This is a genomic window from Aeromonas sp. QDB20 (assembly GCF_027707805.1).
Classification (GTDB): domain Bacteria; phylum Pseudomonadota; class Gammaproteobacteria; order Enterobacterales; family Aeromonadaceae; genus Aeromonas; species Aeromonas dhakensis.
The window spans coordinates 13,283-27,601 of the sequence record NZ_JAPCJC010000017.1 but is presented as its reverse complement, the minus strand read 5'-3'; the positions used below and the strand labels follow the sequence as shown (position 1 = coordinate 27,601).

At 62.5% G+C, this 14,319-nt stretch carries 9 protein-coding genes; 4 read left to right on the top strand and 5 right to left on the bottom strand.

Translation table 11 applies throughout. The annotated features are described in order from the left end of the window. Window positions 1–28: 28 nt before the first annotated feature. The 3 genes from putA to PG897_RS17095 form a co-directional block, all read right to left on the bottom strand. Complete coding sequence (gene putA, locus PG897_RS17105; RefSeq protein WP_201885367.1) at window positions 29–3,193, bottom strand: bifunctional proline dehydrogenase/L-glutamate gamma-semialdehyde dehydrogenase PutA; 3,165 nt, start codon at window positions 3,191–3,193, stop codon at window positions 29–31. Window positions 3,194–3,461: 268 nt separating this feature from the next. Continuing rightward, a complete protein-coding gene (locus PG897_RS17100; protein ID WP_005309324.1) occupies window positions 3,462–4,067 on the bottom strand; it encodes a TIGR04211 family SH3 domain-containing protein in 606 nt (201 codons plus the stop codon). Window positions 4,068–4,219: 152 nt separating this feature from the next. Next, on the bottom strand, window positions 4,220–5,041 hold the full coding sequence (locus tag PG897_RS17095; RefSeq protein ID WP_017782385.1) for a potassium channel family protein: 822 nt from the start codon (window positions 5,039–5,041) through the stop codon (window positions 4,220–4,222). Between the two features lie 31 nt (window positions 5,042–5,072). Here PG897_RS17095 and PG897_RS17090 point away from each other — a divergent pair, with 31 nt between their 5' ends. The 4 genes from PG897_RS17090 (at window position 5,073) to PG897_RS17075 (ending at window position 11,277) form a co-directional block, all read left to right on the top strand. Beyond that, window positions 5,073–6,323, top strand: coding sequence for a methyl-accepting chemotaxis protein (locus tag PG897_RS17090; protein WP_005309321.1), 1,251 nt, complete (start codon window positions 5,073–5,075; stop codon window positions 6,321–6,323). Window positions 6,324–6,494: 171 nt separating this feature from the next. Further along, window positions 6,495–6,935, top strand: a complete 441-nt coding sequence (locus PG897_RS17085) for a GNAT family N-acetyltransferase (protein ID WP_017779337.1) — start codon at window positions 6,495–6,497, stop codon at window positions 6,933–6,935. A 130-nt stretch (window positions 6,936–7,065) separates the two neighbouring features. Beyond that, window positions 7,066–9,939: a bifunctional [glutamate--ammonia ligase]-adenylyl-L-tyrosine phosphorylase/[glutamate--ammonia-ligase] adenylyltransferase gene (gene glnE / locus PG897_RS17080; protein ID WP_201881420.1), complete on the top strand. Its 2,874-nt coding sequence runs from the start codon at window positions 7,066–7,068 to the stop codon at window positions 9,937–9,939. Window positions 9,940–10,185: 246 nt separating this feature from the next. Further along, window positions 10,186–11,277, top strand: a complete 1,092-nt coding sequence (locus PG897_RS17075) for a type I restriction endonuclease (protein ID WP_201881459.1) — start codon at window positions 10,186–10,188, stop codon at window positions 11,275–11,277. Between the two features lie 75 nt (window positions 11,278–11,352). Here PG897_RS17075 and PG897_RS17070 read toward each other — a convergent pair whose 3' ends face one another. After that, complete coding sequence (locus PG897_RS17070; RefSeq protein WP_201881422.1) at window positions 11,353–11,889, bottom strand: GNAT family N-acetyltransferase; 537 nt, start codon at window positions 11,887–11,889, stop codon at window positions 11,353–11,355. Between the two features lie 152 nt (window positions 11,890–12,041). Continuing rightward, window positions 12,042–14,198, bottom strand: coding sequence for an AsmA family protein (locus PG897_RS17065; RefSeq protein ID WP_201881431.1), 2,157 nt, complete (start codon window positions 14,196–14,198; stop codon window positions 12,042–12,044). Between the last annotated feature and the right edge of the window lie 121 nt (window positions 14,199–14,319).

Below are 14,319 nucleotides of genomic sequence, written 5' to 3'. Positions count from 1 at the left end.
CAGGCGGCCTGATGTCGGTCACGGTCGATCAGGCATCGCCCATCGCCAGCAGTGAGGCGTTGCCGCCCACCGCCGTGGTGTTGATGGTGCGGGTCTTCTCGGTAATGAAACGGCTCAGATAGTGAGGGCCGCCCGCCTTGGGACCGGTGCCGGAGAGCCCCTGCCCGCCGAACGGCTGTACCCCGACCATGGCGCCGATCTGGTTGCGGTTGATGTAGACGTTGCCCACGTTGATGCGGCTCGCCAGCTCCTCGGCATGGGATTCGTTGCGGCTGTGGATCCCCAGCGTCAGGCCGTAGCCGGTACCGTTGATATCCGCGATCACCTTGTCCAGATCCCGGGCGGCGTAGCGCACCACGTGCAGGATGGGGCCGAACTGCTCGCGGGTCAGCTCGCGGATGGAGCCGATCTCCAGCGCGGTCGGCTGCACGAAGTGCCCCCCCAGGGTCACGGCCGGCATCGGCGCCTGGGCGATCAGGCGGGCACGCGGGATCATGTGCACCAGGTGCGCATCCAGCCCCGCCTTGGCCTCGGCGTCGATGACCGGGCCGACGTCGGTGTTGTGCTCGGCCGGGTTGCCCACTTTGAGCTCCTGCAAGGCACCGGTGAGGATCTCCAGCACCCGCGGCGCGATCTCTTCTTGCAGGTAGAGCACCCGCAGGGCGGAGCAGCGCTGGCCGGCGCTCTGGAAGGCGGCGCTCACCACGTCGCGCACCACCTGCTCCGGCAGGGCGGTGGAGTCGACGATCATGGCGTTCTGGCCGCCGGTCTCGGCGATGAGCGGCAGGATGGCGCCATCGCGCTGGGCCAGGGTCATGTTGATGAGCTTGGCGGTCTCGGTAGAGCCGGTGAAGCAGACGCCGCCGATGCGGGCATCCGCCGTCAGCTTGGCACCCACGGTGGCGCCGTCACCCGGCAGCAGTTGCAGCACGTCGCCCGGAATGCCGGCCTGATGGGCCAGGGTCACCGCCAGGTGGGCGATGATACCGGTCTGCTCGGCCGGCTTGGCGATGACGGTATTGCCGGTGGCCAGCGCCGCGGCGACCTGGCCCAGGAAAATCGCCAGCGGGAAGTTCCACGGGCTGATGCAGACGAACACGCCGCGCCCCTGCAGGAACAGCTCGTTCATCTCGCCGGTGTAGCCCGGCAACAGGGTGGCCTGCCCCATCAGGCCACGGGCCTGCACCGCGTAGTAGCGGCAGAAGTCCACCGCCTCGCGCACCTCGTCGATGCCATCCTGCAGCAGCTTGCCCGCCTCGCGGGTACAGAGGGAGATGAACTGCTCGCGGTTCGCTTCCAGCAGATCCGCCAGTTTCTCAAGGGCGGCGGCACGCTCGCTCACCGGGGTCTCGCGCCAGCGCGGGAAGGCCGCATGGGCCGAGGCCAGCGCCTGCTCCACCGCCTGCTCGTCGGCCCAGTGGATCTTGCCGACGGTGAGGCTCACATCCTGCGGGCTCAGCACCACGCGGGCCTCGTTGCGCTTGAGGGTCTCGCCATCGACGATGGGGCCCGCCAGCCACTGCTTGTTCTCCAGCTCCTTCAACTTGGCGAAGAAGGGGCGCTGGATGGAGACGATGTTCATGTTGACGCCGCTGGAGTTCTTGCGGTCGCTGAACAGGTTCACCGGCTGCGGAATGCGATCGTTGGCCAGGCTGGAGTAGCGCTTGAGGGTGCGCAGCGGGTGCTCGGCCAGGGAGTCGACCGGGGTGTTGGGGTCCACCAGCTTGTGGACGAAGGAGGTGTTGGCCCCGTTCTCCAGCAGGCGGCGCACCAGATAGGGCAGAAGATCCTTGTGAGCCCCCACCGGCGCATAGATGCGGCAGTGCAGGCCGGGATGCTCGTTCAGCACCGCGTTGTGCAGCTCCTCCCCCATGCCGTGCAGGCGCTGGAATTCGAACTGGCGATCGCCGGCCATCTCCAGAATGCTGACCACGGTGTTGGCGTTGTGGGTGGCGAACTGGGGCGAGATGAAGCCGCGGGTCGGCTCGCTCAGCAGGTAGCGGGCGCAGGCGAGGTAGGAGATGTCGGTGCCCGCCTTGCGGGTAAACAGCGGGTAGCCGGGCAGACCGGCCTGCTGGGCATATTTCAGCTCGCTGTCCCAGTAGGCCCCCTTCACCAGCCGCACCGGAATGATATCTCCCTGCTCGCGGGCCAGCGCGGTGAGCCAGCAGAGTACCGGCAAGGCGCGCTTGGAATAGGCCTGCACCACCATGCCGAGCTTGCCCCAGCCACGGTTGGCGTCGGAGCGATAGAGCTGCTCGAACAAGTCCAGGGAGAGCTCGAGGCGGTCCATCTCTTCGGCGTCGATACTGATGGCCACGTCTTTGTCGCGGGCCAGACGCACCAGTCCCACCAGCCGCTCGCACATCTCGCCGAGCACCCGCTCGCGGTTGGCCACGTCATAGCGTGGATGCAGCGCCGACAGCTTGATGGAGATGGAAGGAGCCGGGCCGCCGTCGCTGATGCGCTCGCCGCCCACCGCCTCGATGGCGCGCTGGTAGTCACCGAAATACTTGTCGGCATCGGCCAGGGTCAGGGCGGACTCCCCCAGCATGTCGTAGGTGTGGGTGTAGCCCTTCTCGCGGGACTTGCGGCTCGCCTTGAGGGCTTCCTTCATGTCGCGCCCCAGCACGAACTGCTTGCCCATGATCTTCATGGCGGCGTACATGGCGGATCGCACCACCGGCTCCCCCAGCTTGTTGACCATGCGGCCCAGCAGGTTGGCCGGGTTGCCGTCCAGCTTCTTGTCCAGCTTGATGATCTTGCCGGTCAGCATCAGCCCCCAGGTGGAGGCGTTCACCAGGGTGGAGTCGCTCTTGCGAAAATGGGACGACCAGTTGGCGCCGGAGAGCTTGTCCTTGATCAGGGCATCGGCGGTCTCGGCATCGGGAATGCGCAGCAGCGCCTCCGCCAGGCACATCAGGATGATCCCCTCCTGGGTATCCAGGCTGTACTCCTGCAGGAAGGCATCGATGCCGTCGCCGGATCCGCTCTCCTTGCGCACCTTGGTCACCAGGGTGCGGGCACGCTGGGTCACCCGTTCCAGCGAGGCGCCATCCCCCGGCAGCATGGCCGACAGTTCGGCCAGATAGGCATTTTCATCCACCACGTAGTTCTGGGTGATGGCTTCGCGCAGGGCGGCCAGATCGGAGGGAATGTAGTCAGCGGCAAGCACTTGGGTAGCTTTGAACATATGGGGTCTTCCTGTACGCCCTAGGGCTGATATCGACGAAGGCGGTCGTGCCGCCGAAACGCCGATAATGTATACAATATCAACCCATAGATGAAATGAAATTGTTGCCTGTTATTAACAAAGAACGCTGATTGGCTCATATGGCGCACTATATCGGCGCCATATGCCTACCAGGCAAAATTCATCGCCTTATTTTGTATACAATTTTCGCAAGACAAAAAAGAAGGGTCGCCATGGCGACCCTTCACGCTGCTGCCGACAGCGGTTGTCAGTTCATCCAGCGATCGCCGCGGCTGCGGCGACGGGGCAGCATGGGCAGCAGGATGCCAAGCAGGATGCCGCCCCCCACCATGGCACCACCGCGGATGAACCAGTCCATCTGCATGTCGTGCTCCTGGTTGTCGTAGCTCTGGGTCAGGGCGTCGTTCTGTTCCTTGAGGTTGCCCATCTCCTCGCCCTGGCTGGCCAGCTGGGCCTTGAGGGTGGCGATCTCCTTGCTCTGCTCGGCGATCTTGCCATCCTTCTCGGCGAAGCGTTTCTCGTTGTCACCGTTGAGGTTCAGCAGGCGGGCCTTGGCCTCTTCCAGCTCTTTCTGTACCTGAGGCAGCCGCTCGCGCAGGCTGATCTCGCCCTGCAACTCGCTGCTCTTGATCCAGCCCTCACGGCCGCGACCGTCCACCACCTGGGTAAAACCGGCCTCGTTGTTCACTGCCTTGACGTCCAGCGGCTCACCCGCCTTGACGCTGCCAAGGATCCGGTACTGGGTGCCCGGACCATTGTGAATAAAGGTAAAGATGTTGTCTGAAACATAGCGGGTATCGGCCAGTGCCTGTTGGGCACACAAGCAGATCAGGATCCCGAGAAGGGCGCGCATGGTCGATCGGTTCTCTTCGTTTGGTTAGGTGACTGGCGAATGTTAAGCCGCCGGCGGGTCAAAGGACAAGCAAAGAAAAGGGCTCCCCCCCGAGCTGAGAGGTGGCTCGCAACTTGTCTCTATCGCGACGCGACCATTCCGGACGCCGCTGCCTATTTCTGTTTCAGTGCCTTCACTTCGGCCCGCAGGGCTCGCAGCTCCTGCAACAACAGATCCTGCTGTGCGCTCTGGTGATGGCGCCACTTCTCCAGCTCCGCATCCCCCCGTCCCGGCTGCAGGAACAGGCTGGCCATGAAACCGCTGATGGCACCAAACAGACCGACCCCGAACAGGATCAGCAGGCTGGCGACGAAGCGTCCCTCCTCCGTCTTGGGCACCAGATCGCCATACCCCACGGTGGAGAGGGTCACCAGCGTCCACCAGAAGGCATCGTAGGGAGTCTGGATCTGGCTGCCGGGCTGGCCCGACTCGACCCAGTACATCACCCCTGACCCCACCCCCAGCAGCAGGAAGAACAGGAACAGGATGCCGGAGAGGGTGGTCTCGTTGCGCTCGCGGCGAAACATGGCCAGCAGATCCGGCTGATCCCGCAGCAGCTGGTAGATCCGCCACAACTGGATGAGCCGGGCCCAGCGCAGCTGCTCCACCATGGGCAGACTGCCCGGCAGATAGAACCAGTTGGCCTTGAAGAAGGCCATCCGGTCGGGGGCCCGGATCCAGCCATAGGCGAAGTGACCGAGGAAGAAGTAGCAGATCAGGCTGTCGACGTCATAGAAGAGCTGCAGGGTCTGGGGGGCCAGGGTTTGATGACCCCACCAGCGGGCCGTGACCAGCACAACCGAGATCACCGACAGAAACGCCATCAACAGATCCATGGCGCGTAGATGAGTTAAGTGATGGCGCATACATTTTCCCACTTTAGGCACGGTGCGAATTAATAAAAAGGAAGATAATGCCGATAGTCCTGAGGACAAAGGAAAACCGGTCATTAAAAGGAGAAATATTATGCAGTTAAACCCGCTGGAGAGGCGAATGAGCAATATCCGGCTGGTACCCAAAGTGGTACTGCTCATGGTGTTCAGTACTGTGTTGCTGCTGATCAAGCTCTGGTTCGACGCCAGCAATCTGGAAACCACCCTGCTCAGCGAAGGGATCGCCCCCGACAAGGCAGACACCATCGCCAACAGCCTGCTCTGGACCGGGCTGATGGAGACCGCCATCATGGGGCTGGTCTTCGTGGTACTGCTGCTGACCGGCTCGCGCCTGATGGTCAAGCAGGTGCACTATCTGGTGGGCCTGCTGGAACGCTTCGCCCGCAAGGATCTGAGCCACCGGGTGCTGCTCAAGTCCCGTGACGAATTCGGCGACATCGCCAAAGCGGTGGCCCACTCCCAGGAGAACCTCAAGGAGGTGTTCGGCACCCAACGCGTCGCCTGCAAGGAGCTCAACGACATCGCCTCCCAGGTGACCCTCTGCATGGAGGAGGCCAACGAGGCCATCAGCGAGGAGTTCACCCAAATTGAGCAGCTGGCCAGCGCCATGAGCCAGATGGTGGGTGCCATCCGCGAGGTGGCCGCCCATGCAGAGCAGGCCTCCCACGCCACCGCCGAAACCAGCCAGCTGGCGGAAGAGGGGAGCCGCTGCGTGGCTGCCACCGTCAACACCATCGACACCCTCTCCGGCAACATTCAACGCTCCTCCACCGTGGTCAACCAGGTGGAACAGGGGGTCGATCAGATAGGTTCAGTGGTCGACACCATTCGCGGCATCTCGGAGCAGACCAACCTGCTGGCGCTGAACGCCGCCATCGAAGCCGCCCGCGCCGGTGAGGCGGGCCGTGGCTTCGCGGTGGTCGCCTCCGAGGTACGGGAGTTGGCCAACCGGGCCCAGGCCGCCACCGTCGAGATCCAGAAGATGATCGAACAGTTGCAGGGCAATGCCCGCCAGGCGGCCGAGCTGATGGCCCAGAGCGTGCAGCAGGCCGACAAGGGGGTGGAGCAGGTGACCCAGGCCGGCGACCAGCTCGCCACCATAGTGCAGCGGGTACAGGGGGTGGCCGACATGAACCGCCAGATCGCCGCCGCCTCCGAGCAGCAGAGCTCGGTGGCCGAGGAGATGAGCGGCAACCTGGAGCAGGTCAAGCAGGTGGTGGAGGGTTCCGTCGTGGTACTGCGCGAGCTGCAGGAGGCCTCCGAACTGGTGGAGCGCCACAGCCAGACCCTGGATACTCATATTCAGGCCTTCAAGCTGGCCTGACGGGCGTCATCTCACAGACAGGAAGAGATGAGCCAGCCCCTGGACAGCACTCATCATCCAGGCCCTCAAACTGGCCTGACACAGGGCCGCTGTTGTTGAACGCCGCAATCCGGTTAGACTGGAAGGCCCCCACGAGGGGCCTTTCTTTTTTCATCGCGGCAAGGAGCCAGGATGCAGACCACAGAACTTGCGCTTGAAATCAGCGCCGACCAGGGACGACTCGACCTGCCGCTGATCCACCGCTTCTTGTCTGAAGAGGCCTACTGGTGTCGCGGCATTCCCCTTGCCACCCTGCAGCGGGCCATCAACCATTCGCTCTGCTTTGGCGGCTACCTCGGCGGCCAGCAGGTCGCCTTCGCCCGGGTCATCACAGACCGCGCCACCTTCGGCTATCTGGCCGACGTGTTCGTGCTGCCTGAGTATCGCGGCCGCGGCTACAGCAAGGCACTGGTGGCAGCCATACTCGACCATCCCGAGCTGCAGGGGCTGCGTCGCCTCTCCCTCGCCACCTCCGATGCCCACGGCCTCTACGCCGGTTTCGGCTTCGTGCCGCCCGCCAGCCCCGGCAGCCTGATGGAGATCTACCACCCCGATATCTACCAGCGCACCTGAATGGCCGGCTGCCGATAATTCCCGCCGGATCATGCTTCTCGCCCCTGCGCTGTGACGCGGGGGCCCGACAGTGCTAGATTGGCAGCCAGCTTTTTATCCGGCAGTTTCGTTAATCACAAGGACGGCAACCGTGGCCCAGCACTCTCCCTCTTTCTCCGCCTTCTCCCCCCTGCTGCAGGAGCTGGCCCAGCGCCACTGGCAACGGCTGACTGAACTGGCCCCCGACTACGGCACGCAACCCGAGCCGGTGCGCCAGACTCTGCTGACCCTGCTCGGTCTCTCCGATTTTGTCGCCGACTCTCTCTTCAAACAGCCGGAGTTGCTGACCGAGCTGCTCGCCTCAGGAGATCTGGATCAGGCCGAGCGCTGGCCCGCCTACCAACGCGATCTGGCCGCCCTGCTGGCCGAGGTGGACGACGAGGAGGCGCTCAAGCGCATCCTGCGCCAGTTCCGCCGCAGCCGCATGCTGGTGATCGCCTGGCGCGAGCTGCTGGGCCACGCCGAAGTGGAAGAGAGCTTTATCCACCTCACCAAACTGGCGGATGCGCTCATCTGCTCTGCCCGCGACTGGCTCTACGCCAAGCAGTGTGGCGAGCTGGGCACCCCGATGGATGGCAACGGCAACCCGCAGCCGCTGCTGATCCTCGGCATGGGCAAGCTCGGCGGTGGCGAGCTCAACTTTTCCTCGGACATCGACCTTATCTTCACCTTCCCCGAGAACGGCTACACGGTCGGCGGGCGGCGCGAGCTCGCCAACCAGCAGTTCTTCATCAAGCTGGGCCAGCGCATCATCAACGCCCTGCACCAGAGCACGGTCGACGGCCAGGTATTTCGAGTCGACATGCGGCTGCGCCCCTTTGGCGACGCGGGGCCGCTCGCCATCTCGTTTGCCGCCATGGAGGATTACTACCAGCATCACGGTCGCAACTGGGAGCGTTACGCCATGGTCAAGGCGCGGGTGCTGGGGCCCCAGTGCGAACATGCGGTGGAGCTGGCCGAGATGCTGCGCCCCTTCGTGTTTCGCCGCTATATCGACTTTGGCGTCATCGACGGCCTGCGCCAGATGAAGGCGATGATCGCCGCCGAGGTGCGTCGCAAGGGGCTGGAGGGCAACATCAAGCTGGGGGCTGGCGGCATTCGCGAGGTGGAGTTCATCGCCCAGGCGTTGCAGCTTATTCGCGGCGGTCGTGAACCTGCGCTGCGGGTGCGCCATCTGCCGGAAGCGCTGGCCGCCATTGCCCGGTGCGGCGCCCTCGAATCCGGCCATTGCGACCGCTTGCTGGATGCCTATCGCTTCCTGCGCCGGGTCGAGAACATATTGCAGGAGATCGGCGATCAGCAGACCCAGACCCTGCCCACCGAGGAGCGGGATCGCCAGCGACTCGTCGCCGCCCTCGGCTTTACGGACTGGGGTGCCTTCATGGCTCATCTGGATGAGGAGATGGCGGCCGTCCATCAGGAGTTCGCCGCCGTGGTGGGGGAAGAAAAAGAGGCACCCGCCCATCTGGAGCAGCTCTGGCTCGATCTGTGGCGCACCGAGCTCGACGCCGCCGAGCTGGAAAAACTGCTGACCGCGCAGGGGGTGGCCGAGCCCGCCCCGCTCTGCGCCGCGCTGCTGCGTTTCAAGGAGGAGTACAAGCGCCGTCAGGTTGGCCCGCAGGGGCGCATCGCGCTGGACTGGCTGATGCCGGAGCTACTGCGACTGGTGGTGGCCAGCGAGCAACCTGCCCGCCTGTTCGAGCGGGTGTGCGAGCTGCTGACCCGCATCTTCACCCGTAGCGCCTATCTGCAGCTGCTGGCGGAGAACCCGGGCGCCCTGCGCCAGCTGGTGCGGCTCTGCGATGCCAGCCACCTGGTGAGCGAGCAACTGGCCCGCTACCCCATCCTGCTGGACGAGCTGCTCGACCCGCAGCACCTCTACCACCCCACTCCGCTCGATCAGTACAAACCCCAGCTGCGCCAGTTCCTGCTGCGCATCCCCGAAGAGGATGTGGAGCAGCAGATGGAGGCGCTGCGCCAGTTCAAGCAGGTGCAGCTGCTGCGCATCGTGGCGGCCGACATCGCCGGCGCCCTGCCGCTGATGAAGGTGAGCGACCACCTCACCTGGCTGGCGGAGGCGATCACCGAGGAGGTGGTCAATCAGGCCTGGGCCCAGATGAGCGAGCGTTACGGGGTGCCGCCCGAGGTGGCGGTGAGCGGCCAGCGCGGCTTTGCGGTGGTGGCCTACGGCAAGCTGGGCGGCATCGAGCTCGGCTACGGCTCCGATCTCGACCTGGTGTTCCTGCACGGCGGTGACCCCAACAGCTACACCGACGGGCGCAAGCCCATCGACAGTCGCCAGTTCTACCTGCGTCTGGCCCAGCGGATCCTGCACCTGTTCAGCACCCGCACCCCCTCCGGCATCCTCTACGAGATCGACATGCGGCTGCGCCCCTCCGGCGACTCTGGCCTGCTGGTCTCATCGCTGTCGGCCTATGAGCTGTATCAGCAAAACGAGGCCTGGACCTGGGAGCATCAGGCGCTGGTGCGGGCCCGTCCGATTTATGGCGATGAGGCGGTGATCGCCGAGTTTGCCCGCATCCGCCGCGCCGTGCTGGCCAAGGAGCGCGAGCTGCCGACCCTGGCCCGCGAGGTGCGCGAGATGCGCCACAAGATGCGGGATCACCTGCTCAAAGCCGGTGCCGGCGAGTTCGATCTCAAGCAGTCCCCCGGCGGCATGGTGGACATCGAGTTTATCGCCCAGTATCTGGTGCTGGCCCATGCCTGCGGCGAACCCGATGCCCTCACTCGCTGGTCCGATAACGTGCGCATCTTCGACGAGTGCGTGCTGGCGGGAGTGCTGACCCTGGAGCAGGCGGAGGGGCTCAAGCACGCCTATCTGGAGATCCGCAACCTCGGCCATCGCCTCAACCTCTCGGAGGTCTCCCGCAAGGTGGGGGACGACCAGTTGCTGGCCGAACGAGGCCATGTGCTGGCGGTCTGGCAACAGCTGCTGGGGGAGTAAACAGAAGGGGCGCCGAGGCGCCCCTTTTAATTGCTCTTTGCGACAATGAGCCAAATATTCTTCACATAAAACTCAATAGCGGTGAGCTAGATCCTGTTTCAGGCATACAATCCTTGGAATCGTATGGCACTTTGCTGAATATAAGCAGAGGTTATGGGTATCCAGTCTCCATTATTCAGCCCGAAAATGATTGAGGGGAATATAGCGTTAAAAAGTACCACCTTGCTGCCATACAGAGAGGAAGAAATGGATTTTTCAGAACAGCTACAGAGTCTATCCAAAAAAATTGCGCAACAAGCATCGATGATCACTACTGAAGAAGCGACCAAAAATGCCTTTGTCATGCCATTTCTCAATCGTGTTCTCGGTTATGATGTCTTTGACCCCACCGAGGTAATCCCCGAGTTCACCGCAGATACCGGTATCAAAAAGGGAGAAAAGGTTGACTATGCCATTCTGAAGGATGGCCAGATTCAAATTCTGGTTGAATGTAAAAAATACAGTGAAAAGCTGTCTGCAAAACACTCAGGCCAACTCTTTCGTTATTTCTCGGTCACCAATGCCAGAATTGGCATTCTCACCAATGGTGCTCAGTATGAATTTTATACCGACCTGGATGCACCAAATAAAATGGATGAAAAGCCATTTCTTACATTGGATCTTGAGGACATAGATGAGCATGTCGTTCCTGAGGTATTAAAACTGACTAAAACCGCCTTCGATGTTGAGTCCGTTGTTGATGCTGCAGGAGAACTTAAATATCTTAGCCAGATCAAAAAACTACTTGCCGAGCAATTTGCTTCTCCAGAAGAGGATTTCGTCAAATTCTTTGCATCTCGTATTTATGATGGCGTACTGACAGCCAGGGTTAAACAGTCGTTCACTGATATCAGCAAGAAAGCACTGAACCAATTCCTCAACGATAGCATCAATGCAAGATTGAAGTCTGCAATAGGTAATAGTGTCAGTACTTCAACTGTCTCATCAATCTCAGAGAACGATCTGCCTGGTGACAACAGCGAAAATGATAACAATAAAGAAAAATCCAGAGTAGACACCACTATTGAAGAAATGGAAGCGTTCAATGTGGTTAAAGCAATACTCAGGCAGCAATTTGATGTCGCCAGGATTGCCCCCAGGGATACCCAAAGTTATTTTGGAATCCTGCTGGATGACAATAACCGGAAACCACTTTGCAGATTACATTTTAACTCTCGCCAAAAATATATAGGCCTGTTTGATGCGGAAAAGAAAGAAACTCGACATCCGATTGGCTCAATAGATGAGATTTTCACTTTTGCAGATCAACTGCTTCATACTACAGCCGTCTACGAATAATCCTGCTATCAGGGGGAGAGACCTCCCCCTTCACTTCACTTCACTTCACTTCACTATAGAGTGCCTGTCACTGATTCAGGCCGGGCCGTGATCCATCACCGTCTCCACCAGCACCTTGTTGAAACGCAGATAATCCTCCTTGTCGAGCGGGGCCGGATAGCTCAGCACCCGCAGCGCATGTCCCTCGCAATCTGGCTGATAGGGCGGGTGCACGTGGTCATGATCGCTCAGACAAAAACCCAGCCCCTGATAGAAGCGCAGCCGTCGAAGGGAAACCTCGTCCTCTGGCGGATCTATCTCCAGGATGACGGGCCGCCCCGCCGTCTCGCAGAAGGCGGCAAGCAGGCGTGAGCCGTGGTTCTGGCCGCGCAGGGCGGGGTTGATGGCCAGATGCTCGATGTAGATCTGCTCACCGCAGTCCCACCAGAAGATAAAGCCGAGCAGCTGCTCGCCCTGATAAAAGAGCTGACAGTGAAAGCGGGAGTCTCCCATCTTGCGTTGCTGATGCTGCGGCTGGCGCTGTTCATAGCGGGGAAAGCTGCTGCCGTAGATCTGCCAGACCAGTGGCCAGTCCGGATGGGATATCTCTCTTGCGATTTCACTTCGACTCATTCATCTGCTCCTTGGTAAAACCACAGTGATACCATCTTTATCCGGCCCAAACACCCCTCTCTTTCACTACCGGCGCGTCCCCGCCTCCCGGCCAAAACGCACAGAGCCCGCACGGGGCAGGCTCTGCATGGCGATAAAACAACAGGGCTAGGCTATTTGAACAGGCCCTTGAGCAGCTGATCGGCCACCCCCTTCACCCCTTCGTTGTCGGCCTTGTCACCCAGCAGCTTCTTGAGACCGCGCTCGGCCTCCTTGCGGGCCTTCTCCTCCAGCAGCTTGTTGTTGCTGAGCAGTGCCTTCACATCGAGCCGGTAGCTCGGCGCCTGCCAGTGGCCGCCGATACGCACAGGTATGGTGATGTCCTTGAGCTCATCCACCGTCTTGCCCCCCTGCCCCTTGCTGCTCTCCACCACGGAGGTGAGGAACAGGAAATCGAGGGTCTCCGGCACCAGAGCGGTCTGGCCCTGCCCCTTCACCCGCAGAGCGGGGGCGAACAGCTGGATGTCGTCGCTCTGGGCGACCCCGTCGGCAATCCGGAAGCTGGCGGTGAGGGCGCTGAAGTCGGTCTTGCGCGCCTCCTTCACCTGATCCGCCCCCTTGCCGGTCAGGGTGGCCCGCGCCTCGCGGATCATCTCCGCCAGGTTGATGCCGTGCAGGGCGCCATCGCTCAACTTGAGGTTCACCTTGCCCTGCATCCGGCTGCGCAGCGCCAGTTCGGAGAGGCCGGCTCCCTGCACTTCGACCTCGAGATCCCCCTTGCCCTCCAGCAGATCGGTCTGGGCCAGGGTCTGCAGCAGCGGCCGCACATCGACCCCCTGTACCCGCTTGTGGGCCTGATAGCGAGCCGGCTTTTGCCGCGCATCGAGCACGCCGCTGGCGGTCACCTTGCCACCGGCCACGCCGGCGCTGAACTGCTTGAGGGTGAGCTGGCCACCGGCCAGGGCGAGCTGCAGGTCGACGGCGTTCAGATCCAGCCCTTTCAGTCGCACACTGCCCAGCTGCAACCGGCCGGCCAGATCAACCGACTTGAGGGCGGTCAGATCCGGTTCGGCCGTGGAGAGCGCCTTGGCGGCGGGTGCGGCAGCCTGCGCCGTCGTCCCGGCCGGGGCTGCAGCGCCCGAACTGGCCGCGGCGGGTGCAGTCTTGGCCGGCTGACCGAGCCAGCCGTCAAGGTCGAGCTTCTCCCCCTTGAGGTCGAATTCCACCCTGGGCACGGCGCCCAGCTGCACGCTGCCGTTGCCGCTCAGCAGGGCGTCATCCACCCCCATCACCAGGTTGGTCAGGATCACGTTCTGCTTGTCGAGCTCGGCACGGGCAAAGCCCGCCAGCTTCACCTGCAGTTGCGGACGTGGCAGGGCGTCACCACTGAGCTTGGCGGCCAGCACGGCATCCGACACCTCCAGCAGTTGCCGGTTCTCGTCGAGGCGCGCCTTGAGAGTACCCTCCAGGGTGCCGGCCAGGGTCGGCTTGTCCGCCGTTCCCTGGGCGCCCTGCAAGTTGAGCGTGAGGCTGCTCCACTCCCCCAGCGCCAGCCGGTCGGCCTTGAGGGAGAAGGCGTCGAGCCGCTGCACCGGATCCTTCAGGCTCCCCTCCAGGCTGAGATCCTTGAGCTCGCTGCGGCTCTCATCCTGGGCCAGCTTGAGCTGGGCCTGCCCCTTGAGATCAAATGCCAGCTCCCCCTGGGCCCCCTTGGCGGCCAGGGTCACCGGCACCCACTGATCCACCACCAGCTGGCCCAGGTTCAGATCCAGCTGTTCGAGGCGGGAGACTGTGCCGTTGCGATCATCCTGCAGCAGGGCGCTGGCCTGTTGCAGCTCCACCCCTTGCAGGCTGATCTGCCAGGGCTGCTTGTCACTGGCGGCCGGGGCAGCCGGCTGACTCTCGCCCGTCGGCGAGGCATCCGCCCCCTGTTTGGTCGTCTTGATGAGATCGCTCAGGTTGGAGCTGCCGTCAGCCTTGGTCTGGATAAACAGGTGGGCGCCGCTCAGGGTCACCTTGCCTATCTCAAGCCGGTGGGAGAGCAGCGGCAGCAGGCCCACCGAGGCCTCCCCGCGCTCGAAGCGCACGAGGTCGGGCTCGGCGAAACCGGCGGGGTTGCGCAGCGCCACCTTCTCGAGAGAGAGGCCGAGGCTTGGCCAGAAGCGCCAGCCGATCGCCCCCTCCATCACCAGCTCGCGGCCGGTACTCTTGCGCACCTGCTCCACCAGCTGAGGCTTGAACTGATTGGGGTCGATGAGGGACATCAGGGCGGTGATGGCCACCACGGCCGCCAGCGCCAACCCCAGCAGGATGTAGATGATCTTCTTCACGATGGACTCCTTGAATGCGGATCTTGTGACTGACTATACCACCGGGGGGATAACAGATGGGGCCCGTCTGCCAAAACAGGCCAGCGGCGAGACAGGGATGGTCGCAGGTCGGCGTTCAAAC